The following is a 21519-nucleotide window of genomic DNA, read 5'->3' on the forward strand; positions in this document are numbered from 1 at the left end:
AATCCAGCTTCATGCTTGGGGTTTTATCATTATGGAACGGGCAGCAAGCCATCCCGTTCCGACCTACATGGATTCCATAATGCTCCGCAGCCTGTCTTGTTGTGACGGACTGCTTCACAGCTTCAAATACATTCAAATCTATCCCTCCTTGAAAATAAGAAAAGCACCTGACATTCTCTGATTGAAAATGGCAAGTGCCTGTTAAAGTTCCATATCCTGTTGTCTGTGTTTCGCCTGTGCCGGGGCGGTTCTTTGAGCCTTTTTCTCGTCTGCCTTATCCTGCAAGACTTCCTTGATGGGCTGCTTCTTAGGCGGCTCTTTACTTTCCTCTGTGCCGGGTGTGGCTTTCCGTACCCAGTAGCGGATGTCCCGCAGCTTCTTCAAATCCTCCTGTACCTCGGTCAGTGGTACTTTCAACTCTGCGATTTCTTCCAAAAGCGTTTCCTGCTCCTCTTGCAGCTCCTTTTGGGTACTGTCCTTATCATCTGGGTGCTTGGCAAGGTAGGCGGCGGCTTTTTCATACCGGGCAACCTCCGGGTGTTCCTGTTTGAATTTCTCCTTTGTTTTCTTAAAAAATATCTTCTGGTACTTCTCATAGACAGGCTTACATTCCTTGCAGTCTGTCCGGCTGGCAAGAATCCCGTCAATCACTTTGCTTCGGGCTTCCTTTGGCTTCATCTGATTGCGGTAATCTGCGGCTGATTTCCCGGAAGATTCCAGAAACGCTTCTAAGTCCTCCACAGTGGAAAGTCCCTTTTGCCGGAGATAGGACAATGCTTCGCTGACTGCCTTTAAGTCCTGTGAAGTCCCCCGGTTCTGTCCAGCCCTTGTCCAGTCCCTCCGTTCTTCTTTTCGTATCTCCATATACTTCATCAGCAGATTGGGAAGAAGTGTCGCTTCCTCCGCCGTTTTTTGTGCAAGCAGCTCTTTCCGTTTTTCTCCCAGTTCGGTAATCCAGCCTTTGAGGTTTTGAATGAGCTGCCGAATGGACTGCATCAGGCGGTTGGCGGCTCTGATTTCCCGGTTCAGGTTGCCGATGTTCGTCTGGATACCCCGCTTTTCCATCTGCCGGACAGCAGCTCCCTCATGGACAGTAGGGATAATATCAAGCCCCTGTCTGGCATAAGAACGCAAGTCCACACGCTCTGGGCGGTCATTGGCTTCCAGATAGCGGTTCTGGATGACCTCCCATTCATGCCGCCAGATTTCGCAATACTTCTGGTCGTTCCAATCCACCGTATCCTCCTTGTGGCTTTTCCATCTGCCGGACGGAAGTTTTATCCGTTCCCCGTTTTCGTCAAGGTCATAAACCTTGCGGCTCTTGGGAAGCCATTTTCCATGTTCGTCCATTGCCCTCATAGTGAGCATGACATGGGCGTGGGGATTGTGTCCCGGCGGATAAGTGTCATGGATGGCAAAGTCAACAATCATTCCTTTGGAAACAAACTGCTGCTCACAAAACTCCCGGACAAGGACAGCGTACTGGTCAGGCGGTATCTCTCTGGGAATGGTAAGCACCCACCTCCTTGCAAGCTGGGAGTTCCATTGTTTTTCCACAGCTTCGGCGGCGTTCCATAGGGTATTGCGGTCTGCATACTCCGGCGGAGCATTTGCCGGGAGCAGGATTTCATTGTGGACGATACCACGCTTTTCCGGGTAGTGCTTCACTTCCTGGTCGTATTCACAGAACAGCTTTTCGCCGCTCTGGTAAGCAGCGGCGGCAACAGCAGACTGCCGCTGGCTGCGCTGCACAATAGAAATTTCGTTGTGTGGACAGGGCATTTCGTGTCCCTCCTTCCTGTGATTGACTGATGGGGTGGCGTTTTGCCACCCCACCTTGGGCAGAAAAAAAGCAGGAGATCTTTTCAGATTTCCTGCTTGGTGTGCCACTGTGTAGGCGGCGGGTATTTAGTTGTGAAAGTTCGGGGCAAGTTGACCCGATGTGTAGGGAATGAAAAACTGGAAATTATTTTTCTTTGCATTTTATACCGTAATTTCCCCTACTACCATTTTCGTAGCCCCGATATATTTCATATCTTTTTCCATTTATCTCCACTTCGTCATCGTTAATAAATGTATAAGACTCGCCATTTTCTTCACAATATTTTGAAATTGCTTCCATAGTTTTTGCAAGAGTTGGGTAATTGGTACTATCCTCATAAGGAACCCAAAAAGCCTTTTTAAACATATAAAATACCTCCTTCTAATTTGTTAAATAATCCACGAATTTTCAAATCTTTGTAAAATAATAGTATCATACAACTTCGCAAAAGTCCACTTATAACTTCTAATTTGTTGCTGTCTTTATTATACTGCATTGCCTATCGAAAAGATAGTATATTTTATAAAACTTGTCGGCTGGGAACAGCTTGCAATGCAAGGTGTCCCCAGATGGCAAGTCCACAAAAGGGTAGCTGGCGAAAGCCAGCGCAGGGGAAGCGTAGCGTCCCCTGTTTGATTTGGAGCAGACCATGACTGCGGAAAATCACAGCCCTCCGGCGAGGAGCCTTCGGAGAACGCAATGCACCGACCTCTGGGTGGTGTATAATTGCGCCCTTAGTAAACTAAGGGGTTTCCGGCTTCTCCCGTTCCAGCAGTTTTTTCAACAGTTCCTGTGTGTTCTGTCTGTGAAAAATGAGTTTCAACAACAGCATGACATCATCATCTGTCAGGCGTTCCGGCTCTTGTAGAAAACTTTCCAGCATACCGCCACGAGTACAGAGCCGGTGCGTCCGTTCCTTTCGGGTAAGCTGCTTTAACTGGTGCTGCAATGCCTTTTCATCATGGATGGCTTTCCGCAGTTTCTTTTCGCTTTTCTCCAGCTCCCGGTTTAGCTTTTCCAGCTTTGAGGTATCAGGCAAGGGCAGCGTCCCCCTTTCCCGGTATCAGCACATAAATCCGGTTTGGTTCTCCAACGCCCTGACGCACCCGCATGATAAGTCCGGCGGTTTCCAGTTCATTCAGAGAACGCTTGACCGTCATGGGACTGCGGGACAGGACTGCGGCAATGGCTGTGACAGGGAAGCAGACAAACAGGATTCCGTTCTCGTCCTCTTGCCCTTTGGATAGCATAGCGTCCAGCATCCGGCAGTACATGACCTTTGCGGTGCTGCTGACTGGAAATCCTGTCAACGCTCTGGGAAAGGGCATACAGGGCGGCAATGATGTGTCTATCGTCATAAATTCAAAATTCATTCTGTGTGTTCCTCCTTTTTCTTTGCTCGTTTGGATAAATAACGGGGGCAGTCAATCACAACCGCCCGGAAGCTCTGCTTGCACCCATGCTGGCATTTCCGGCATAATTCGTTGTAAGTGACACGCCCCCGGTCATTGAGGTAAAATGAAAGCTCATGCTTCCTCTTTTTGCTCATTCTCGGCATATTGCGCTTCCTCCCGTTTTCGTGTATGGTTTCGGGGCGATTTTCGGCAAAATTACGGTCATAGAGCCGCCTAAAATCTCCCGAAGTATCAGCGATAGGATAGACTGTCCCCCTATCAGATTGTCGTGTTTCGGTATCATTTCGGTGTCAGTCCGCCAGTTCTCCCCGGTGTCGTTCCTCCCCTGAATCTCACAGCGGCGTATCGCTCCCGTTGGTACGCTCGTTTTGGTCAGGGTTCCTCCATATCCCTGCCAAAAGTCATGGCGCTACATCGCCGGGGAAGCATATCCCACACAGGCTGGTCATTCGATTGGAATAATCCATCGATGAACTACCTGTATCATAGAACATTTTTGTGCCCTGTGCCGTATGTCCACAAAGTAGGAATTAGGGGTAAAAATCAGAAATTTCCACGATTGCGGAAAGTGTGCTATAATCCAGTTAAGCGGCAGCAATGCAACCGCCGGAAAGGAGCGTGCGCCCATGAAAGGAGCAACAAGCATACAGGAACGCCTTTGGGAACTCCGCAAGGACAAAGGCTTAAATCTGGAAGAATTATCAGAGCTGACGGGTATTTCCAAATCAGCCCTTGGCAGTTATGAGAAAGAGGATTATAAGGAAATCAATCATGGCAACCTTATCACGCTGGCAGATTTCTATGGGGTTTCCGTTGATTATCTGCTGTGCCGGACAGAGAACCGGGAGCAGATTAACACGCCACTAACAGAGCTGCATTTGAATGATGAGATGGTTGCACTTCTGAAAAGCGGTCGGATTAACAACCGCCTGCTCTGTGAGCTTGCCACACATAAAGATTTTATCAAGTTTCTTGCGGACATTGAGATTTATGTGGATGGGATTGCCACCATGCAGATTCAGAACCTCAACGCCCTTGTCGATACCGTCCGGCATGAAATCATTGAACGGTATCGCCCCGGCGAAGATGACCCCCATTTGAAAGTGTTGCAAGCCGCCCATATCAGCGATGATGAATATTTCAGCCACATGGTTCTGGATGACCTCAACCTGATTATCCGGGATATTCGGGAAGCTCACAAAAAGGACAGCGAGAGTGCACCCCAGACCACCGTTGCTGATGAACTGAAAGAAAATCTGGAAGCGGTCGAAAATTTCAAGGGCAGCCGGGATGAAAAGCTCGTTGTACTTTACTGCAAGCAGCTTGGTATCAACTACAAAAATTTATCGGAAGAAGAATTTCGCTGGCTGATTCGGATTCTCCAAAAATCAAAGAAAATGGGAACGCCTATCAGCCAGAGGAAAAAACGGTAACAAAAAACCGCTGTTGCATGGTTGGGGTGGCTTCCATGTAGCAGCGGTTTATGCTGTGCTTATTTAGTTAAAATTTAGGGTGACAAACTGAGGATACAACTAAAATACTCCCTATAATTGGATTGCCGATTTCTCTGAATCATTTATATATACTGCAATCGAATCTGTTTCTTTCATATACGGCTTATCCCATAAAAGATGGCTTTTGTGATGATAAATCTTCCCTCCGTATGTATAGCTGTAAAGAACTCTGTACGGGGACTTTTTTCCATATTGTAGAAACTTTTGCATATATACCTTTTCTACAATCCCATTAACTTTAATTCCGTTAGAAATCAACTCGCAATATGATTTCCTCTTTGCTGAAGCGAGAACTGTAAAAATAGCTTGTGCAATTAAAAAAGCGACACCAAGTACAGAAAAAACAATCCCAATGTGCCTTTGACTTTGAACTATTGACGCTGATGTAGGCTGTAATATTCCAATAAAACTAAGCAAACCAAAAACGATAAAAGCACAGCCTAAGCACATAGAAATAAGAGCATATAACTGTTCTGCATATTTGATTCTATTCATAGTATTCTCTCCTTTACAACTTCAACTTTGTTGTTCCAATGTTTTTTTTAAGTCCAGAACAAATTGAGTTTGCTGCTTCTTCAAATAGAGTTTTACAAAAGGTTTCATAAACCACTTTTTAGGTGTCACATTTTCTGTAAAATCAATTTGTGTTTCATTTCCCTTAGCTGTAAAAATACCAGTCCAATGCCCGGCCATATTGCTATTTTCCATGTCAAATTCCCAGCGGTTATATGGCTCAACAGCAGTAATAGAAAATGTAGTTGCATATCCGTCTTTCGTGTACTCAATAAACTGCTTCTCATTTATGATTTCTGTTTTGCTTAAATCGCTTCGCCACGCACTATATTTATCAACAGCAAAAACAATATCCCAAACTTTATGAATATCATCATTGATAATCGCATTTATATTCGAAATTGCCATTTTCATACCCCCTTCAAACTCTATTTTGTCATAATCATTCTACCATACCATTATGAATAAATCATCTCATACAAAACAATTTCTTCTGCCCGGTTGTGAATGTTATTGCAACGCTGCACCCATTCCATTTGACAGGTACGCTTCAATTCCTCGGTCACGCCCTCGGCAGCTTTCATCTGCTCCATGATGGTGTCTAACCGTTCCTGTACCTGTTCGTTCAGGTCTGCAAGGTATGTCCATAACTCCCCTGTCAAGGTCAAGGTGTTCAATTTGGCTGGGTGGACTTCTCTTAAATACTCCCGGTGCATCCGTCCGTACTTTCCGATAGGGCGGTGTTCCTCCGGCAGCTTCAAATCTGGGATATAGTAATCTCCGACAAGGATATAATCAATTCCGTTTTCCGTTATTCTTGGTTTCAATTCGCTCATGCTCCTTACCTCCTGTGGAAGCAGGCTCGTCTGATACTAACTCAATCACATCGGTAATCTCACAATTCAGCGTTTCGCAGATACGGGCTAATGTATCCATGCTGATGTGCTTTCCCTCTTTGCTCATGTTGGCAATCATATTCGTTGTCATACCAGCAGCAAGCCTTAAATCTTCTTTTCTCATATCACGCTCTAACAGTGTATGCCAGAGTGGTTTATAGCTGATGTGCATATTGCTTTCCCGCCTTCCTATCCATACCACCGGGGCGGCTGCCCCGGCAGGAACTTTTCTCTTATTATAGCACCAATCTTGTGAAATCACAATTTATTCTTGTGGACTGCCGCTGATACCGTCTGGATTGTGCTTTTCCTTTCTTTTTGTTCCCTTTAATTAGCCATGAACTGCTTGATGCCCTGCGATTTTGTTGATGTGTGATAAAGAAGTAATAGAAGTGCAAAAAATTTTGCCGTTCCTATCCGGCACTTAGCTCTTGTGTCGGATAGGTCGGGCGGTTATTCGGGCAAGTCCACCTTGCCAACAAAAGAATAATAAATCTCAATGTCCTGCCTACGGGTCTTGTTCTCGTCATAGCTGCACTCATGCACAACGATTTTCTCTACAAACTCCCGCAACAAAGTAGGGGTAAGTTCTTCAAAGCTGGTATGCCGCCGGACAACATTCATAAACTTTTCTGCGTTCACGGTGGCTTCCTGTGCTTTGGAAAGCTCCGCTTGAATAACAGCGGCTCTTTCTTTCAGTTCCCGTTGCTCCGCTTCATAGTCTGCCGACAGCTCTGTGAAACGCTCGTCTGATATGCGCCCGGTCACGCTGTCCTCATACAGTCGCTTGAAGATAGCGGATAACTCGGCTATGCGTTTCTCGGTGGCTTCCAGCTCCTTTTTCTTGGCGGCGTTCCTGCGCTTGCCCCCGTCCTCGTTCTGCTGGGTCAAGAGCTTCATAAACCGGGCTTCATGCTTTGCCGCATAGCTGGTCACTTTCCGCAGATTGGAGAGTACACCAGCGGTCAAGAGGTCGGTGCGGATAAAGTGCGCCGTACAGTCATGGGTGCGTTTCTTGTAGTTGCCGCAGATATAACAGTCCTGCTTGCGCTTGTCCGTCTGGTATCGCTGCTGATACATCACGCTGCCGCAGTCCGCACAGAACAGTATGCCGGAGAACAAACCCACTTCATCATAGCGGTTTGGGCGTTTGCGCTGTTTGCGAAGCTCCTGCACCCGTTCCCATGTTTGGGTGTCTATGATAGGCTCGTGGTGGTTCCCGAAAATCACTTGCTTTTCCGGGGGATTTTCTACACTGTGCTTGACTTTGTAAGAAAGTTTTTCTGTCTTGAAATTTACCAGACAGCCTGTGTATTCCCGGTTTTCAAGGATATGCACTACGGTATTGGTCGCCCACTTGCACTCATAGCCGGGGTGGTAGCGGCGGGTGCTGCCCGTCCTGCGGTATTCAAGCGTTCCCGGCGTGGGGATTTGCTGCTCTGTGAGCATACGGGCTATCTTGGTCGGACCGTTCCCGGCAAGGCAGAGGTTGTATATCTGCTTAACTACGGGTGCAGCTTCATCGTCAATAATGAAATTTTCGTCCTCGTCCATGAGGTAGCCATACACAGGTTTGCTTGTGATTGGCTTGCCACTCATACCTTTTGAGCGTTTTACTGCTTTGATTTTCTTGCTCGTATCTCTCACCAGCCATTCGTTAAAGATATTCCGCAGCGGGGCAAAGTCATTGTCGCCCTGTGCGCTGTCCACTCCGTCATTGATAGCGATGAAGCGGACGCCTTTCTGTGGGAAAACCATTTCCGTGTACATTCCCACTTGCAGGTAGTTTCGCCCTAACCTCGACATATCCTTTACGATAACTGTCCCGACTTTTCCGGCTTCAATGTCCGCAAGCATGGCTTGAAAACCGGGTCTTTGAAAGTTCGCACCAGAATAACCGTCGTCCGTGTACCAGCGCAGATTGGAAAAGCCGTTCTGCTTTGCATAGGTTTCAAGAATACGCTTCTGGTTGGAAATGGAATTGCTCTCGCCTTGCAGCTCGTCCTCATGGGAAAGTCTTGGGTAAAGGGCGGTAATTGGTTGTTGGTTGGTCTGTCTTAACATAAAATCCTCCGTTTCCGACAGCCAGCCCCACTATTCCGTATTTCGATTATACCACATGGGGCGGCTGTCTGTATAGCGGCTTCTGCTTCTTTACCGCCCGGTAAAATGACGATTTTTTACTGTGCGGCTTCTCGCTGCAAAAAAGATAGAAAAGTTCATAACTCTGTGATATACTTTACCGTAAATACACATCAGACATTGCAGGAGAGAAAATGAAAACTATATTACTTCATGGATTAGGGCAAACATCATCAAGCTGGAAAAATACGATTAACACTATGGGGAAAAGTGCGGACATTTTATGCCCGAACCTTTTTGATTGGTTTGAAGATAAAGAGGTCTGCTATCAAGTTTTATATCTTGCTTTCTCCGAATACTGTAAGCAATTTTCAGAACCGGTCAATATCTGTGGGCTATCTTTAGGCGGTATTCTCGCATTGCAATATGGGATTGAAAATCCAGATAAAATAAACTCTTTGGCGTTGGTTGCGACACAATATACAATGCCGAAAAAACTCTTGCAATTTCAAAATATGCTCTTTCAGTTTATGCCTAAAAGAACATTTGAAAGCATGGGACTTGGTAAAACGGATTTTATCAATCTGTCAAAATCCATGATAAACTTGGATTTCCAAAAAGAATTGAAGTGTATCAATAGCCCTGTAATGGTTATCTGCGGGGAGAAAGATGCAGCAAATAAACAGGCTTCTTTACAGCTTCAATCGCAGTTACCACAAGCCGAATTATTAGTGATTAAAAATTCTGGACATGAAGTAAACATAGACGCTCCCGAAGATTTGGGGAAAGCACTCTCCGCATTTTTCAACCTATAATTTCTCCGCCAGCGGTCACGCCAAAAGCGTGACCGCTTTTCAGTATCATGTTAAATCACCGTTTTTTGTGTAGCAGTTTCCGCTTCCAGCACTTTCATCATCTTGTCGGCTGCGGTGGCTGTGGTATCTTTCTTGAAAAAGCCGGACACAACAAGCACGGTGTTACCCATGCGGATCTCCGTCACGCAGTCCGGGCGGCGGTCGGTGCGGTCATTGTTATTCTGTTTGTTTTCTGTCATAGGCAACTCCTTTCACTTCAACAGTTCTTTTAGTCCATTGAGCTTGGCTTGTGCCGTTTCCTTTCGGAAGTTCTTGCCTGTAAAGAGGATAGGCAGACACATTTCAAGCACTCGGTCATGGATACGGGCGTGGGCGGTGTCCTGTGGATTCTGCAGTTCCGTAAGGCTTAGATTGGTGGTGACAATCAGCGGCTTTCGGCTGCGGTATCGGCTGTCAATTACATTGTAGACCTGTTCCAAACCGTACTCTGTGCCACGCTCCATACCAAAATCATCAAGTATCAGCAGAGGGAAACGGCAAAGACGCTCGATATATTCGTTTCGCCCCTCAAAGCTGGCAGTTAAATCATTCAGTATCGCAGAAAAGTTTGTCATGCGGACGGAGATTTCCTGTTCCATAAGGGCATTGGCAATGCACCCGGCAAAATAGCTTTTTCCTGTGCCTACCTTGCCCCACAAGAGCAGACCATAGTTGTTTTCTCTCATCTGCTCCCAATGCTCCACATATAAATGTGCCTTGCTCATCTGCGGGCATTTGCCGTTGTCATGTGCAAAAGTCCATTCCTGCATGGTGAGGTCGGTAAAGCCCCGGCGTTTCAGTTCCATAACGGTGTTAAGGTGTCGTCTGCGTTCCTCGGCGGATTCACATTCCAAACGCTTCTCCCGTTGGCAGTCACATTCTGTCGGGTGCTTGTCATGCCCCAACCATGCGGCGGTTTCTTTGGGAAAGTAGGCTTCTTTCGCCGTGCGGCATTTGCTGCAGTAAAGCAGACCGTCCTCGCCCGTGTAGTCCTCCGGCTCTGCGGTAGTAGTCATCATATTCAAAACGGTATCGGTAAAAAGTTCAGTCATAAACTCTCGCCCTCCTTAAAGGTGTAATCGGGTATGCCTTTTTTCGGCGGTTTCTTGGCTTCGTCCTCCTGCGCCCACTTGTATATCGTGGCTGCATGACTGCGGTATTTCGTTCCTTTGGACGCTATATGAGTAGATAAGCGGTCAATATAATACTCCCATTTGTCGGGCAGTTCCGCTTTCAGCTCGTCCAGTTCCGTATCGGAAAGAAAAACATTGTTGTATCTGCCATAGCTGCGGGCGGGGGCTTGTCCCGTTTCTAACTCTCTCTCTTTTTCTATCTCTATATCTATCTCTTTCTTTATCTCTATCTCTGGCGGACGAATGTCGGACAAATGTCCGCCGTTTGTCCGGGGTGGTGGCAAAGCCTTGTTTGCAAGCCTTGCCGCCCGTTTTCGTTCCGCTTCGGTAGAGGATTGCCCTATCATCAGTTCAATATCGGTCATGTAGAGCAAGCCGCCGTGTAGCTGCTCCACAAGCCCCAACTGCTGAAAAATCCCTAACGCCCGTTCCACCGTGCCTACCTGCTGACGGGTAAGAGTGGCGATCATCTGTGCTGTGTAAGGGATATTCTCGTCAAGCTGCAACTTGCCGCCGTTTTTCAGCGATTTTAAGTACAGCTTCAAGAGAATGTTGGAATAGAGAATACCGTCCGGCATACTCTCCAACAGCACGATAGCGTCATCATCAAAATAGCTTTCTTTCAGTTTGAGGTAGTAATATTTGCGGTTATCTGCCATAGGCGGTGTCCTCCTTTGGTTTCCAACGCTTGGAGTAATACCGGTGGCAGAGGATAATCACGGCTCGGAAACTCTGCTTGCAATCGTGGGTGCAACCCCGGCAAAGGTCGTTATAGGTAATTCGGTTTCGGTGGTTGAGGAAAAAGCTCCATTCAATCCGCCGTTTGTTGCTCATGCGTGGCATTGGTACGCTCCTTTCTGCCGTTTCCGTGGGTATCACGGATAGGGCGGGAAAACTGTATCTTCTCGGTATCATTTTCGGGGATTTTTTGCCCTGTACGCCCTGTTTTGAGGTCGGGGAGTATTGCGGATAGGGGTAAGGGTATATCCCTGTTTTTGTTTGGTTTCGGTATCATTTCGGGGCGGTTTTTAACGCTCCTGTTCATGCTTTTTCTGTCTGCTCGGTTCGCCGTGGTGCATTTGGGAAAGATTGCTTTTCATGGTCTGCAACTCCCGGACACGCTCTTTATTTGCCCGGTACTCGTTGTAAAGGGCGTTCTTCTCGGCGGTAAGCTGCTCGATTTCAGCCTGCAACGATTTATAGGTGGGCAGCTTGATAATGTCTTTTTGCCGAAAATATCTTACGGCTGCGTCTGCTATGATAAAGTCGCTTTCATGCTTTTCACGGTAGGCTTTGCGTGCCTTATCGGTTTTCTGCTTTTTCAAGCCGTCACGCACATCTCTTGTCTTGGCATAGGCAAGCACCTGTTTCTGCAAGTCCTTTTTCTCACGGATAGCCGTTTCAATGGGCTTCAGCTTGGCGGTGCTGCTGTGTAAATCCGCATTGGCAGACACAAGGGCTGCGTCCAGTTCATCCGGGGTAAAGCCGTATTGCTCCATAGCGGCAACGGTAGCCGCCATCTGTTTGAGATTGTGGACAGCCGCCCAACGGTCATAGCCGATACCTTTTCCCTCGGCTCGCTTCGCCGCACGGTCAACCATTCTCTGAATGTTGCCTGTCGGGGCGATTTTCTGCGTTTTTCCTCGCTCTGTGCGGTTTGTTTCAGCGGTATGGTATTCGGGTATGGGTACGGTCTTTTCGGCGGCTCTGTGGGCGTTCTGCTCCAAAAGAGTAAGAACGGCAGCGCGGTCAAAATCATCTCCCAGCTTGCGGGCGGTAATGGGCTTTGTCCTGTCCGGCGTGAGGTAGGATAGCCGCCCTCGGCTCTCCTTGACAGTCACGCCCTGTTGCAAGAGAACGGCGGCGAACTCGCCATAGCTTGCGGCAGAGGACAGCGCGGTGCGTATGGCCTGCCGCAATTTTTCCTTGTCTGTTTCAAACTTCGTGGGCTTGGCTGGCTGCTCCTCGGCTGGCAAGGCGGCAGCTTCCTTGTCCAGCTTTGCCTGCCCTTTCCGCTGCGCCCAATACTCACGCTCGGTAATGCGGTTTTTGCTGCCATGCAAAAGGTCGATTTGATAGAGATTTTCCCGGTGGCACATCTCCATGACCTCGGCTTTGAAGTATTCCATAGCAGCGTCCGTACAGCGGTGCTTGCACCCGGCACGGGTATCTGCCGGTCTGTCCATGTAGGGCAGTAAGGGTACTTCCTCGATACGCAGAGAATTGATAACAATGTGAACATGGATATTGCCGCTGTGGTTGTGTCCGTCCGGGTGGGTACAGACAATGGCTTGGTGTCCTGGGAAATGCTCGGCACAAAATTCCTCGCCCAATGCTTGCGCCCGGTCTACGGTCAAGCCGTTGTCCGCTGCGTCCCGTGGGTCAAAGGAAATGATATAGTGGTGGCTTTTCACATCTTCCCGTTTTTGGTTCTTGCCGTATCGGAGATTTGCCCGCATACAGGCAACGGCAAAATCTTCCTCGCCGCAGTTCAGCGTGGCTATTCGGTAATCCTCCCGGAGAATGAGCCGCCCGGCTTCGTCAAGGGTGGGCTTCATGGTAAACTCGTCATGCTCAAAGGTTAGATACTGCTCGGCTGCACCGTAGTCCGCATTTTTAGAGCTGATATGCTTGAATGTTGCCAACAGCGTCACCTACCTTTCGCAAGACTTCAAACTTCAAGGCGGCAAGGTCGGAAATGGCGGCTCGCACTTCAACGGACAGCGTATTGTAGGGCGTTCCGTATTCGTTGAGGGCACGGGCGATCTGATTAAGGTTGCCGCCGATTTTTCCGTATTCGGCTATCAACTTTCCAACAGCGGACAGCAGTTCATCATTGACCGGGGAAACGGTAACAATGGGGCGAATGGTCGCCCTTGTAATGGCTTGTCGGATAAACTCGGCTTGGCTCATGTCATAATTCTTTAGCCGTTCTGTGAAGTCGGCATATTCTTCTTCGGTCATGCGTGTCTTGACTACATGGCTTCGGTGGGGCGTATTGTATCGCTTTCCTATGGGTATCAACTCCTTTCACTTACCGCCGTTTTGTGGGCGATTTTTTAAGTATTTTTTGGTGGGATTTTCAAGCGGCACAAGCCGCATAGCAGGGTTTGGGGAAGGCACTCCCCAACAAGATTCCCGCAGGGGCAAAATGAGCGATAAGCGAATTTTGGCACCTCGGTAGAATCTTGCTCTAAGAAACTGCCGGACTGCCGTTCACTTGCTACTGCCACTTTTTCGGGAAATCTATAACCAGCTTTTTTATAAAAGGCTGCGGGCGGCGTTCTCCCCTTACTCCCTACAACACCGCAAAAAGCAAAAATGACGGACTTTCCGGCAAGAACTTTTCCTGCGGCGTGGTCTTTCCCGACAATAAGGCGTTTTGGAAACTGTGTTTTGCTCGCCGTCTGAAAAAAACGGCAATCTTTTTTGGCTTCACTGTCTAATACGGAACATTTGGAAATTTGCCAAAAATGGGCGCAAAAAAAGCAGCAAATCTTTTTCGGATTTACTGCTTCATGTGCCGCTGCGGGGCGGCGGGATATTCAGTTTTTATGTTATCGGTCAAGCCGAAACTTGAACAGGCTTTCAATCAGCTTTGTTCTGATGTAGTCCTCCATATCAGAGTTATAATAACCGTTCATGTTGGAGAAGTAGCGGATATATCCAGCGTATCGGTCAAGGACGGCTTGTATCGCTATGGGGTCGCCCTCATGTGCCTTTATGATAGTGTCATAGGGGAGAAGTCGGTTACTCATGGGACAACACCTCCATTTCCTCTTTCAGCCGCTTCAAGGCAAGCTGAATATGCCGCCCGATTGTGCTGCGTGTCCAGCCGCTTTGTTCTCCGATTTCTTTCTGTGTCAAGTGCTGGAAGTAATATAAAAAGATTTCCTCTTGTGTCTGTTCCGGCAGCCCGGCAAGAGCCGCCGCAAGGGAACAGCTATCTAAAAATATCGTCTGCCCCCGGACAGAAAACAGATAAGTTTCGCCATAGTCCGGCACTTGAAAATACTCGTCTGTGGTGCTTAGTGGGACAAACTTTTCTTCGGTCAAATATTCAAGAGAGATTTCCCGTCTCCACCTCGCCGCCAGCATACGGGCAGCGTCAAAGGACGCATGGCGAATAACAATCCGGCAATAGGTATCATGGGTATAGCGGATATGTTCTTGATAGGCTTCCTGTTCGGTCATGGAAAATCCCCCTTTCTTCAATTATGGGAAAGGGCGGCAGCATTTTCTGCTGTCGCCCCTTGATTACCCACCGGCAAGGACAGGCGGGGCTGTCAACGGTGGGTGCAGCCCATTTACTTGCCGTTGACTGGCTCGGCTGGATTTGCTATTTATATTATCATTCTTGTGTTTTTGCTTCTTGTCTGTTGTGCATGATTTGTATTTGATATATAAGAACGGGAATCAGAGAAATCAAAGCAAGCACACCAAAAACAATCGAATGATTTATAACTGCAAATATTGCAAACATAAGCAGTATCAACAACCATGGATTACGCAGATTTCTGTAATAGTTTTCCTTGTCCTCATAGGAAGTATGAAGTTCAAACGGCTTTCCATCATTCTCTTTTTCTACAATCAACAATTCACGGTTGAAGGTTGTAGTGTTGGTCGCAATGCGTCCGCCTTTTTCAGCCCATGGACGCCAACGCACCTTACCGACAGAATAGTTAAGATTGATATTTTTGAAAAATACCTTATAGCCCATATCTTCCAAAAAGAGGGAATAGTCTTTTGCATTCTCTTTCGATTTTTCTCCGATAAATTCTACACAGTATTTTACTTCATTAGGTTTACATTCTTCAAACTCATATAACATTTTCCCCGCTCGAATAAGACGATAGCCCTTCTCCGACATTTTATTCAGCCAATTCGCCTGTGCATTCAACAGACCACCAAAAAAATGATAACATTTTTTTCTCATACTGTACCTCCAATAATTCCACTTGCAACCTCTACAAGTTCATTAAGCCTTACAAGTTCTTTTTTCGCAACTTCTTTTCCCAGTGAGGTAATGATGTATTCTTTTTTTCTACCTTCACAATCTCCGCAAGGCTTAATCCATTTCTTTTCCTGCAAAGAGTTTAGCGCACCATACAAAGTGCCTGCTCCCAATGAAAGCCGCCCACCTGTTTTTTCTTCGATAAATTGCATGACAGCATATCCATGTTTTGGAGCATAGAGAGAAAGTAAAATGTAAAATGTCACTTCTGTAAGCGCACCACCTTTCATATTATCACGCATTGTTTATCCTCCTTGTTACGGTTACTGTAATAAATATATCACTAACCGTAATAGAAGTCAACAGCGTTCAAAGAAATTTGGAAATATGAAAATGAAGCAGCAACATCTTGGTGTTACTGCTCCATTCTTATACGGTATAGCGGTAGCCTTGGCTGCCTTTGTCTTGGTTTAGCTTCTTTACCGCACATGAGCATTTGCACCTGGATTATCATTTCCATATCCTTCGAGAAGATTGATTACTCCCCACACACCTACACCTGCGCCGATTGCGGTTACTACTGTTTTAAGTCCTGTTACTGATGTTGTAAAAAAGCCCATTTGATCGTCTCCTTTTGCTTGAAAATTAAATGAAAAAAGGGAGCTGTTCTGATTTGTGATTTTTCAGAAAAACTCCCATAACAATAGTTCCAATATTTAGTTGTAAAGTCACTTCTGGACGCTGTGACCAGAAGTTAAGCTGTGATTTCTCCGACATCGCATACCTCATCCACCACATCATTCCTCTTAAAACGAAGTCTGTTGCGGTTCTTCACGTATTTTTCAATGTCAAATTCATTCTTTTTGTCATAATCGGATAACAGCGGGTACTGCTTATGCTTCGTTATATCAAATTTATCTGAGAAAAATGGTCTTACACCTCTAAGCTGCATGATACACTTGCTGCCATCCATGACCGCAATCTCGTCCTGACTCATTAACTCCTTTCCGGTCTTTTGATAATTCAGACCGTAGGACTGGCTCGTACCTCTCGTATCCGAGGTATTATAAAGGTCAATCGTTTCTTTTCCAAGGATTTCTGCCAGATCTTTCAGAGTATCTTTCTCTTTTCCTCCCAGAAACAGGGTAGTGTCGCAGTTTCCTTCAATCGTGGAAGCGTTGTCCCGGTACAGAGCCTTGAGCTGTGACTTTGACTGCAAAATAATAGAAGCTGATATTTCCCGGCTACGAATGGTAGCAATCAGCTTCTCAAACTGTGGAATCTGCCCGATGTTTGCAAACTCGTCCAGTAAGCACCGGACGTGAATCGGCAGTCTTCCGTTATATACATCATCTGCCTTGTCACAAAGCAGATTGAATAACTGCGAATACATGATACTTACAATGAAATTGAATGTCGCATCGGTATCGGAGATAATGACAAACAGTGCTGTCTTTTTCTCCCCCAATGTATCAAGCTCCAGTTCATCATAAGCAGTCAGGTCACGCAGCTCCTTGATGTCAAATGGTGCCAACCTTGCACCACAGCTAATCAGAATAGATTTTGCTGTCTTTCCTGCGGCAAGTTTATACTTCTTATACTGCCTTACCGCAAAATGGTTTGGGTTCTTCTGCTCCAGCTCCTCAAACAGCAGGTCAACCGCATTTTTGAAATTTTCATCATCCTCCCTAGCTTCGCTGGCATCCACCAGATCAATCAGCATGGAAAAATTCTGTTCTTCCTCCGGTGCTTCGTACCAGATATATGCGATCAGTGCCGTGTAATAGAGCTTTTCGGCTTTCACCCAGAAATCCTCAGAGGCTTGCTGTCCTTCCCCTTTGGTATTTACAATGATTGTGTTTACGAGTTTCAGAATGTCCTTTTCGCTCCGGATGTAAGCGAAAGGATTATAATGCATTGATTTTGCAAAGTTAATGGTATTCAGCACCTTGATCCGGTAATCATTCTTGGACAACATTTTGCCACATTCCACGAGGACTGTGCCTTTGGGATCAGTCACAACGTAGGAACTGTGCATCTGCATGAGGTTCGGCTTTACAAAAAATCTGGTCTTTCCGGAACCGGAACCACCGATTACAAGTATGTTTTTATTTCTCGCATACTTCGGCTGCTTTGGTCTGCCGGACATCATAAGACGCTCCGTTGCCGTTAAAAGCACGTTGTTTTCAAATACCGGATCGACATAAGGCTCTATGTCTTTGGCAGTTCCCCACCTTGCCGAACCGTATTCTACTCCCTGCCGGAATTTCTTTGCATTTTTCGCTTTATAATATACTACCATACGAAATCCTATCCCGCATCCCACGCCAACCAGTAAATCCCTTGGCATAAAACTGGGAAACGGGTTTACAAACGCACCTCCCATCCCATTGATCGTGTCCAACACCTTCTGTAAGGTGTTATCACCTGCCTGCTGTCCATACAGCCATGAAACCTTATTCAGAACATACCCGAAGATCACATAGGGAGCGCATTTCAGGGCAAGCTGCTTTTTATTTACCCCTTTTGTTTTTTCTTTGAGATTTTTCGGAATTGACTGCAAATCTTTCACAATCCCGTCAATGACCTTGCTTATAAGCTCTGTCCCCTGTCCTTATTTTTCTCTCTGCTGCGCTCCTTATTTTTATTCTGTGCAACAATCTTCTGAAGTCCTTTCAGTTTCTGTCTGAGTGACGGACGCTGCTGTTTTTTCTCATTAACTTTTACAAATTCCTTGAATGCCTGTGCAATCACATCGGCATCTTTGCCCTTGAAAAATACAAGATACCTGGGTGGTTCCGTGGTCTTATCCCTTTTTACTGCGAAATCGACATTGTATTTCCTTGCGACACGCTCAAAGGATTTTATATTGCTATCCGTAACCTCAATGGACTTTGCACCCTCTCCCTGACCGACCAGCTTTTTTACCGGAATTTTCCCATGCGAAGGCTCCTTATGCTTCTGATGCTCCAGATACATCTTCATTGCCTTCTGTAAAACGCTTGCGGTCAGCTTGGAAGTCTTGATTGCAAGAGCAATCGTTTTCTGTGTTGTTTCCTCCTGCACGGTGTACCTCCTTCCTTATCTGCACCGATTGGATTCAGGGTGGAACCAACAGCCTGTGGAGCTGTATTTTCATTCCCATATTTACAATTCCTCTCCTTCCTCAAACTCCCTGTCCCACCAGTTCAGTTCTTCCTCATAAAAATCATCCAATGCAGACCTGAGTTCTTCTTCCTGCTTTTTTGCCTTTATGACATCCCTCACTGCCTTTACCACAACTGCCCCTACTGCAACCGCAATCAATAACTTCTTTCCATTTTTTTTACTCATTTTTGTTCCTTTCCACTTCTGGACGTTGTGACCAGAAGTTGTTGCAATAAAAAAAGGCAGCTACAAAATCTTTCGATCTCATACCTGCCTTAACGCTGTTACTTTTTCACTATCCTATAAAAATTGTATAGAGCTTAGCTTCAATCTCTCCGTCCCGCAGCACCACATCATCCAATAACAGACAATGTGCCAATACCTCTACATCCTCCATATCCATAAGCCGATTAACCACCTCATTCCCTTTGTCCGGTACTTTGGCTGAACATACAGCAAAATCCCGCCTAGCTTCCCTGCAATACTTATATAACCCCAAAATATACTTGTTTGACATAATAAATCCAAACGCTTCATTCTTCTGATACGTCATCTTGTGTGTATTCCATTCTTCCTCCGGCAAAGAAAAGTAACACCTTGCCGTCTCGACATAGCAGTCTCCCTGATAAGTCGGCTGTAACTTTTTCTCCTGCCGCAGCATCTGATGATAGATTTTCTCCCTGTCAAAAACACTTCTTGCCCTTGTAAAATCCGGTGTTTTTCCTCTCATAAACGTATAGACATTATTGATTATGGTCTTGCCCGCCAATGCCTTATATTCCCCCACTCTATGGAGATACTTCAATACCTCTGTCAATTTCTCTTTTGATGCGATCTCCTGATAACAGGTTGCGTCCAGTTCAATCCTTTCAAATTGAAGCGGTGTACTGCCTTTCTTAATCTCCCGCTCCATAATCCGTTTCGTATCACGCATTGATTCCATTTTATTTCCTTTCCACTTCTGGACGTTGTGACCAGAAGTTATAAAAAGGCAGTTACAAATCTCTCGACTCATAACTGCCCTATTGCTATTTTTACCTAATACTTATATATTCCCTTTTCTTCTCTTTCGTCCAATTTTTAATTGGTGCCACCCGATTTAGTAATGCAACCCCATGTCCATGTTTCCCAGAAATATATTCTTCAAACCATTTTATACCTGGTGCCACACCATAACTTCCCTCTATTTGATAATCAATAAATCTAAGTTTATTAGGAATAAATTCATAATTGTTCCGATAATCTAACATAATTGAACGAGCATCATTTATAACAATTCTGTAATCAGCATCATATAATAAAAATGCCAGTTCCACCACTGCATCTCTTTCAAGTCCCTCCAATATTAACTTTGCAGGGTAATTAAAGAAAATGGTAATCTGTATCAATTCCGTTTGAAAATCCTTAAACATTTTTAATGCAATATGCTCTGTATTCTTACACTCTATATCTAATGTGTTTCCTTTGGCTACATTCTCATTTCTTGAGAGAAAACATAGATTATTTATATTACAGTTAAAACCATCTCCATCCATGTGGTCAACAACAAAATTATCTGCTGTCATAGTATCAAGAATTTCCTTTGTATACCACTTTTCCATAATATATCTATGCAAGTATCCCAATTTTGCATTGTAAAAGTATTTTCCGTTCTTTCCCCATGTGACAGACATCAATTCATCACGATAATCATCCCGTATAGATGCAACCGCATGAAACATACCATCTGCAGTGTGTATTCTAACCAGATCACCACTTATATCAAAACTATTATTACTCATGAAATATTCTCCCAGTCTTTTAAGATAAGACCAATTATAGCATAAACGGGCTATTTTTTACATCTTACAAAATTTAGTATTTCGATAAATATACTTGTAATCTTAATAATAATAATTCCTCCGCCTATCACACCTCCAATGACACAATTTAATGCCAGAATTCCTATATTCCCAGCAATACCAAAGTTCTTCGGCACAATAAACATACACATTTTTCGGATACCATAGGGGCATCCAATCATAATCCAGTAAAGGAAAAAATCAAAGCCATCTGCCCTTATGCAAATCCAATAACACATATTCATCCACGCTGCAATCACAAGCAATGGCAGTATCACCTTAAACAATACCCTTTTCATGCCAGCCTCCCCCATACATATCATGCTGCACTTCCTGTTGATAAAAATGATTTATCGTAGTGGGTGCATTATAAAGTGCCGTAACCATATATGCCTTGATATTTGTGATTTTAGTGGTGGTATTTTGCATACAGCCAATCACATATTCCAAATGGCTGCTTTCCAGTTTCAAAAACCTTGATTTCACAAGCTCATACGGATATTCTTCTCCTGCTACCCTGATTGTTGGATGCTTCACGCAGACTACCTCACAGATTACCTGGAACAGTTCATCGTAAAGCTCTCTCTTTCCATAACCATCATACTGCATATGGTGATCGTAACTGATATTTTCTTTGATTAGCTCTATGTATGTCTGGACATCATCCATCACATCCATCGTATCCTTTTTCCTTGAATCAGATTGAATGATAGGATTGATATAACTCTCCTCAGTATAGTTTAAATCAGTCTGATTATAGTTAGTATAATTAGGGTTCGATTCTCCGACTTCTTGAGGTTCGATTTCCGGACTTCCAGAGGTCTGTTTTTCCGACTTCTTGAAGTTCGATTTTCCGACTTCTTGAAGTTCGATTTCCGGACTTCTTGGAGTTCGATTTTCCGACTTCTTGAAGTCTGATTTTCCGACTTCTGTGATTTTATCAGTGTTTCTAGACTTTTTTTCATCTACATTTTCTGCCAGTGAAGCAAAGTTCTTCACATATATGATGTCCGGTTTGCCCAATCCTCTACGCACTTTCTCTACCAGCCCAATTCCCTTAACAGAATCCAGCTCTGCAAGAACCTTAACCGCCTTTTCCTTTCCACACCCCAAATCTTCCATAATACTGTCTATGGTGTATATGATATATGCCCGATTGTCCTCATCAAACCACTCATTTTTTATAGATAAGGACATACGATCAAGCATCAGACCGTATAAAAGTTTTGCATCACTGGATAATTTCTTAAATCTTTCATCCTTGATCAGCAGGCGGGGAACACGATAGAATGAGAACTGTTCTGCTTCTATTCCATAATAATAATCCAGTTGTAATATTTCACTCATT

30 protein-coding genes and 1 pseudogene are annotated in these 21519 nt (G+C 45.3%); 2 read left to right on the forward strand and 29 right to left on the reverse strand.

Translation table 11 applies throughout. From position 1 onward, the window contains the following. The 6 genes from DW251_RS09550 to DW251_RS09575 form a co-directional block, all read right to left on the reverse strand. The coding region (locus DW251_RS09550) for a CHC2 zinc finger domain-containing protein (protein ID WP_243034914.1) at nucleotides 1-136 on the reverse strand (136 nt) is incomplete at its 3' end. A 65-nt stretch (nucleotides 137-201) separates the two neighbouring features. Further along, on the reverse strand, nucleotides 202-1782 hold the full coding sequence (gene mobQ, locus DW251_RS09555) for a MobQ family relaxase (RefSeq protein ID WP_118300881.1): 1581 nt from the start codon (nucleotides 1780-1782) through the stop codon (nucleotides 202-204). A 184-nt stretch (nucleotides 1783-1966) separates the two neighbouring features. Further along, the gene (locus DW251_RS09560) at nucleotides 1967-2188 is read right to left on the reverse strand and encodes a DUF4318 domain-containing protein (RefSeq protein ID WP_006876003.1); all 222 of its coding nucleotides are present in this window, start codon (nucleotides 2186-2188) and stop codon (nucleotides 1967-1969) included. Between the two features lie 376 nt (nucleotides 2189-2564). After that, nucleotides 2565-2861, reverse strand: coding sequence for a DUF3847 domain-containing protein (locus tag DW251_RS09565; RefSeq protein ID WP_118300883.1), 297 nt, complete (start codon nucleotides 2859-2861; stop codon nucleotides 2565-2567). Then, nucleotides 2854-3195: a DeoR family transcriptional regulator gene (locus DW251_RS09570; protein ID WP_117685616.1), complete on the reverse strand. Its 342-nt coding sequence runs from the start codon at nucleotides 3193-3195 to the stop codon at nucleotides 2854-2856. The genes DW251_RS09565 and DW251_RS09570 overlap by 8 nt, the downstream gene beginning before the upstream one ends. After that, complete coding sequence (locus DW251_RS09575) at nucleotides 3192-3380, reverse strand: hypothetical protein (protein ID WP_002304353.1); 189 nt, start codon at nucleotides 3378-3380, stop codon at nucleotides 3192-3194. The genes DW251_RS09570 and DW251_RS09575 overlap by 4 nt, the downstream gene beginning before the upstream one ends. A 483-nt stretch (nucleotides 3381-3863) precedes the next feature. Between DW251_RS09575 and DW251_RS09585 the strand changes: the two genes are divergently transcribed. Beyond that, a complete protein-coding gene (locus tag DW251_RS09585) occupies nucleotides 3864-4670 on the forward strand; it encodes a helix-turn-helix domain-containing protein (protein ID WP_117685617.1) in 807 nt (268 codons plus the stop codon). A 111-nt stretch (nucleotides 4671-4781) separates the two neighbouring features. Here DW251_RS09585 and DW251_RS09590 read toward each other — a convergent pair whose 3' ends face one another. The 5 genes from DW251_RS09590 to DW251_RS09610 form a co-directional block, all read right to left on the reverse strand. Next, a complete protein-coding gene (locus DW251_RS09590; protein WP_117685618.1) occupies nucleotides 4782-5246 on the reverse strand; it encodes a hypothetical protein in 465 nt (154 codons plus the stop codon). Between the two features lie 21 nt (nucleotides 5247-5267). Continuing rightward, nucleotides 5268-5672, reverse strand: a complete 405-nt coding sequence (locus DW251_RS09595) for an SRPBCC family protein (protein WP_118300885.1) — start codon at nucleotides 5670-5672, stop codon at nucleotides 5268-5270. Nucleotides 5673-5722: 50 nt separating this feature from the next. Further along, complete coding sequence (locus DW251_RS09600) at nucleotides 5723-6100, reverse strand: TnpV protein (protein ID WP_117685620.1); 378 nt, start codon at nucleotides 6098-6100, stop codon at nucleotides 5723-5725. After that, nucleotides 6060-6332 (reverse strand): helix-turn-helix domain-containing protein, encoded by a 273-nt coding sequence (locus DW251_RS09605; RefSeq protein WP_009274451.1) that lies wholly within the window; start codon nucleotides 6330-6332, stop codon nucleotides 6060-6062. The genes DW251_RS09600 and DW251_RS09605 overlap by 41 nt, the downstream gene beginning before the upstream one ends. 281 nt (nucleotides 6333-6613) lie before the next feature. Continuing rightward, nucleotides 6614-8224: a recombinase family protein gene (locus DW251_RS09610; RefSeq protein ID WP_118300887.1), complete on the reverse strand. Its 1611-nt coding sequence runs from the start codon at nucleotides 8222-8224 to the stop codon at nucleotides 6614-6616. Between the two features lie 212 nt (nucleotides 8225-8436). Between DW251_RS09610 and DW251_RS09615 the strand changes: the two genes are divergently transcribed. After that, on the forward strand, nucleotides 8437-9057 hold the full coding sequence (locus tag DW251_RS09615; RefSeq protein WP_118300888.1) for an alpha/beta fold hydrolase: 621 nt from the start codon (nucleotides 8437-8439) through the stop codon (nucleotides 9055-9057). A gap of 50 nt (nucleotides 9058-9107) precedes the next feature. Here the strand turns inward: DW251_RS09615 and DW251_RS09620 are convergent, their stop codons facing one another. From DW251_RS09620 to DW251_RS09720, 18 genes and pseudogenes are all read right to left on the reverse strand, one after another. Then, complete coding sequence (locus DW251_RS09620) at nucleotides 9108-9296, reverse strand: transposon-encoded TnpW family protein (protein ID WP_024738895.1); 189 nt, start codon at nucleotides 9294-9296, stop codon at nucleotides 9108-9110. 12 nt (nucleotides 9297-9308) lie between these two features. Next, nucleotides 9309-10148 carry an ATP-binding protein gene (locus DW251_RS09625; RefSeq protein ID WP_118300890.1) on the reverse strand — a complete coding sequence of 280 codons (840 nt, stop codon included), beginning with the start codon at nucleotides 10146-10148 and terminating at the stop codon, nucleotides 9309-9311. Beyond that, the gene (locus tag DW251_RS09630) at nucleotides 10145-10888 is read right to left on the reverse strand and encodes a phage replisome organizer N-terminal domain-containing protein (RefSeq protein ID WP_024738893.1); all 744 of its coding nucleotides are present in this window, start codon (nucleotides 10886-10888) and stop codon (nucleotides 10145-10147) included. Before DW251_RS09630 ends, DW251_RS09625 begins: the two co-directional genes overlap by 4 nt. Continuing rightward, the gene (locus DW251_RS18300) at nucleotides 10878-11072 is read right to left on the reverse strand and encodes a hypothetical protein (RefSeq protein ID WP_081731938.1); all 195 of its coding nucleotides are present in this window, start codon (nucleotides 11070-11072) and stop codon (nucleotides 10878-10880) included. Before DW251_RS18300 ends, DW251_RS09630 begins: the two co-directional genes overlap by 11 nt. Before the next feature lie 185 nt (nucleotides 11073-11257). Further along, the gene (locus DW251_RS09645) at nucleotides 11258-12874 is read right to left on the reverse strand and encodes a relaxase/mobilization nuclease domain-containing protein (protein ID WP_118300891.1); all 1617 of its coding nucleotides are present in this window, start codon (nucleotides 12872-12874) and stop codon (nucleotides 11258-11260) included. Next, on the reverse strand, nucleotides 12846-13244 hold the full coding sequence (mobC, locus tag DW251_RS09650; protein WP_118300937.1) for a plasmid mobilization relaxosome protein MobC: 399 nt from the start codon (nucleotides 13242-13244) through the stop codon (nucleotides 12846-12848). Before mobC ends, DW251_RS09645 begins: the two co-directional genes overlap by 29 nt. Nucleotides 13245-13786: 542 nt before the next feature. After that, nucleotides 13787-13987, reverse strand: coding sequence for a helix-turn-helix domain-containing protein (locus DW251_RS09665; RefSeq protein WP_118300895.1), 201 nt, complete (start codon nucleotides 13985-13987; stop codon nucleotides 13787-13789). Next, complete coding sequence (locus DW251_RS09670) at nucleotides 13980-14423, reverse strand: sigma-70 family RNA polymerase sigma factor (RefSeq protein ID WP_007054578.1); 444 nt, start codon at nucleotides 14421-14423, stop codon at nucleotides 13980-13982. The genes DW251_RS09665 and DW251_RS09670 overlap by 8 nt, the downstream gene beginning before the upstream one ends. 157 nt (nucleotides 14424-14580) lie before the next feature. Beyond that, nucleotides 14581-15165, reverse strand: coding sequence for a DUF2812 domain-containing protein (locus DW251_RS09675; RefSeq protein WP_118300897.1), 585 nt, complete (start codon nucleotides 15163-15165; stop codon nucleotides 14581-14583). Continuing rightward, nucleotides 15162-15485, reverse strand: a complete 324-nt coding sequence (locus tag DW251_RS09680; protein WP_055247170.1) for a PadR family transcriptional regulator — start codon at nucleotides 15483-15485, stop codon at nucleotides 15162-15164. Before DW251_RS09680 ends, DW251_RS09675 begins: the two co-directional genes overlap by 4 nt. Nucleotides 15486-15674: 189 nt before the next feature. Next, a pseudogene (locus DW251_RS09685) lies at nucleotides 15675-15803 on the reverse strand (Maff2 family protein); the annotation flags it as partial. 134 nt (nucleotides 15804-15937) lie between these two features. Next, on the reverse strand, nucleotides 15938-17755 hold the full coding sequence (locus DW251_RS09690; RefSeq protein ID WP_243034911.1) for a VirD4-like conjugal transfer protein, CD1115 family: 1818 nt from the start codon (nucleotides 17753-17755) through the stop codon (nucleotides 15938-15940). A 20-nt stretch (nucleotides 17756-17775) separates the two neighbouring features. Then, on the reverse strand, nucleotides 17776-18249 hold the full coding sequence (locus tag DW251_RS09695; protein ID WP_002593304.1) for a PcfB family protein: 474 nt from the start codon (nucleotides 18247-18249) through the stop codon (nucleotides 17776-17778). A gap of 81 nt (nucleotides 18250-18330) precedes the next feature. After that, entirely contained in the window at nucleotides 18331-18516 is a 186-nt protein-coding gene (locus DW251_RS09700) for a hypothetical protein (RefSeq protein WP_002593303.1), read from the reverse strand. 109 nt (nucleotides 18517-18625) lie between these two features. Beyond that, complete coding sequence (locus DW251_RS09705; protein ID WP_038292237.1) at nucleotides 18626-19273, reverse strand: hypothetical protein; 648 nt, start codon at nucleotides 19271-19273, stop codon at nucleotides 18626-18628. A 91-nt stretch (nucleotides 19274-19364) separates the two neighbouring features. Beyond that, nucleotides 19365-20111 carry an HNH endonuclease gene (locus DW251_RS09710; RefSeq protein ID WP_002593301.1) on the reverse strand — a complete coding sequence of 249 codons (747 nt, stop codon included), beginning with the start codon at nucleotides 20109-20111 and terminating at the stop codon, nucleotides 19365-19367. 50 nt (nucleotides 20112-20161) lie between these two features. Then, on the reverse strand, nucleotides 20162-20470 hold the full coding sequence (locus DW251_RS09715; protein ID WP_002593300.1) for a DUF6050 family protein: 309 nt from the start codon (nucleotides 20468-20470) through the stop codon (nucleotides 20162-20164). Further along, nucleotides 20451-21518, reverse strand: coding sequence for a DUF6017 domain-containing protein (locus tag DW251_RS09720; RefSeq protein WP_002593299.1), 1068 nt, complete (start codon nucleotides 21516-21518; stop codon nucleotides 20451-20453). The genes DW251_RS09715 and DW251_RS09720 overlap by 20 nt, the downstream gene beginning before the upstream one ends. Nucleotide 21519 lies beyond the last annotated feature (1 nt).

Origin of the sequence: Clostridium sp. AM22-11AC, assembly GCF_003473545.1 — a bacterium.
Taxonomy (GTDB): Bacteria; Bacillota; Clostridia; order Lachnospirales; family Lachnospiraceae; genus Enterocloster.

Bases quoted from the DNA above. Each gene is read 5' to 3' on its own strand.
- DW251_RS09675 (WP_118300897.1), bottom strand. From the start codon at position 15,165: ATGAGAAAAAAATGTTATCATTTTTTTGGTGGTCTGTTGAATGCACAG.
- DW251_RS09585 (WP_117685617.1), top strand. From the start codon at position 3,864: ATGAAAGGAGCAACAAGCATACAGGAACGCCTTTGGGAACTCCGCAAG.
- DW251_RS09570 (WP_117685616.1), bottom strand. From the start codon at position 3,195: ATGAATTTTGAATTTATGACGATAGACACATCATTGCCGCCCTGTATG.
- DW251_RS09560 (WP_006876003.1), bottom strand. From the start codon at position 2,188: ATGTTTAAAAAGGCTTTTTGGGTTCCTTATGAGGATAGTACCAATTAC.
- DW251_RS09600 (WP_117685620.1), bottom strand. From the start codon at position 6,100: ATGAGCGAATTGAAACCAAGAATAACGGAAAACGGAATTGATTATATC.
- DW251_RS09625 (WP_118300890.1), bottom strand. From the start codon at position 10,148: ATGACTGAACTTTTTACCGATACCGTTTTGAATATGATGACTACTACC.
- DW251_RS09595 (WP_118300885.1), bottom strand. From the start codon at position 5,672: ATGGCAATTTCGAATATAAATGCGATTATCAATGATGATATTCATAAA.
- DW251_RS09705 (WP_038292237.1), bottom strand. From the start codon at position 19,273: ATGGAATCAATGCGTGATACGAAACGGATTATGGAGCGGGAGATTAAG.
- DW251_RS09715 (WP_002593300.1), bottom strand. From the start codon at position 20,470: ATGAAAAGGGTATTGTTTAAGGTGATACTGCCATTGCTTGTGATTGCA.
- mobQ (WP_118300881.1), bottom strand. From the start codon at position 1,782: ATGCCCTGTCCACACAACGAAATTTCTATTGTGCAGCGCAGCCAGCGG.
- DW251_RS09575 (WP_002304353.1), bottom strand. From the start codon at position 3,380: ATGCCGAGAATGAGCAAAAAGAGGAAGCATGAGCTTTCATTTTACCTC.
- DW251_RS09710 (WP_002593301.1), bottom strand. From the start codon at position 20,111: ATGAGTAATAATAGTTTTGATATAAGTGGTGATCTGGTTAGAATACAC.
- DW251_RS09665 (WP_118300895.1), bottom strand. From the start codon at position 13,987: ATGAGTAACCGACTTCTCCCCTATGACACTATCATAAAGGCACATGAG.
- DW251_RS09615 (WP_118300888.1), top strand. From the start codon at position 8,437: ATGAAAACTATATTACTTCATGGATTAGGGCAAACATCATCAAGCTGG.
- DW251_RS09700 (WP_002593303.1), bottom strand. From the start codon at position 18,516: ATGAGTAAAAAAAATGGAAAGAAGTTATTGATTGCGGTTGCAGTAGGG.
- DW251_RS09680 (WP_055247170.1), bottom strand. From the start codon at position 15,485: ATGCGTGATAATATGAAAGGTGGTGCGCTTACAGAAGTGACATTTTAC.
- DW251_RS09670 (WP_007054578.1), bottom strand. From the start codon at position 14,423: ATGACCGAACAGGAAGCCTATCAAGAACATATCCGCTATACCCATGAT.
- DW251_RS09610 (WP_118300887.1), bottom strand. From the start codon at position 8,224: ATGTTAAGACAGACCAACCAACAACCAATTACCGCCCTTTACCCAAGA.
- DW251_RS09720 (WP_002593299.1), bottom strand. From the start codon at position 21,518: ATGAGTGAAATATTACAACTGGATTATTATTATGGAATAGAAGCAGAA.
- DW251_RS09605 (WP_009274451.1), bottom strand. From the start codon at position 6,332: ATGCACATCAGCTATAAACCACTCTGGCATACACTGTTAGAGCGTGAT.
- DW251_RS09620 (WP_024738895.1), bottom strand. From the start codon at position 9,296: ATGACAGAAAACAAACAGAATAACAATGACCGCACCGACCGCCGCCCG.
- DW251_RS09590 (WP_117685618.1), bottom strand. From the start codon at position 5,246: ATGAATAGAATCAAATATGCAGAACAGTTATATGCTCTTATTTCTATG.
- DW251_RS18300 (WP_081731938.1), bottom strand. From the start codon at position 11,072: ATGCCACGCATGAGCAACAAACGGCGGATTGAATGGAGCTTTTTCCTC.
- DW251_RS09630 (WP_024738893.1), bottom strand. From the start codon at position 10,888: ATGGCAGATAACCGCAAATATTACTACCTCAAACTGAAAGAAAGCTAT.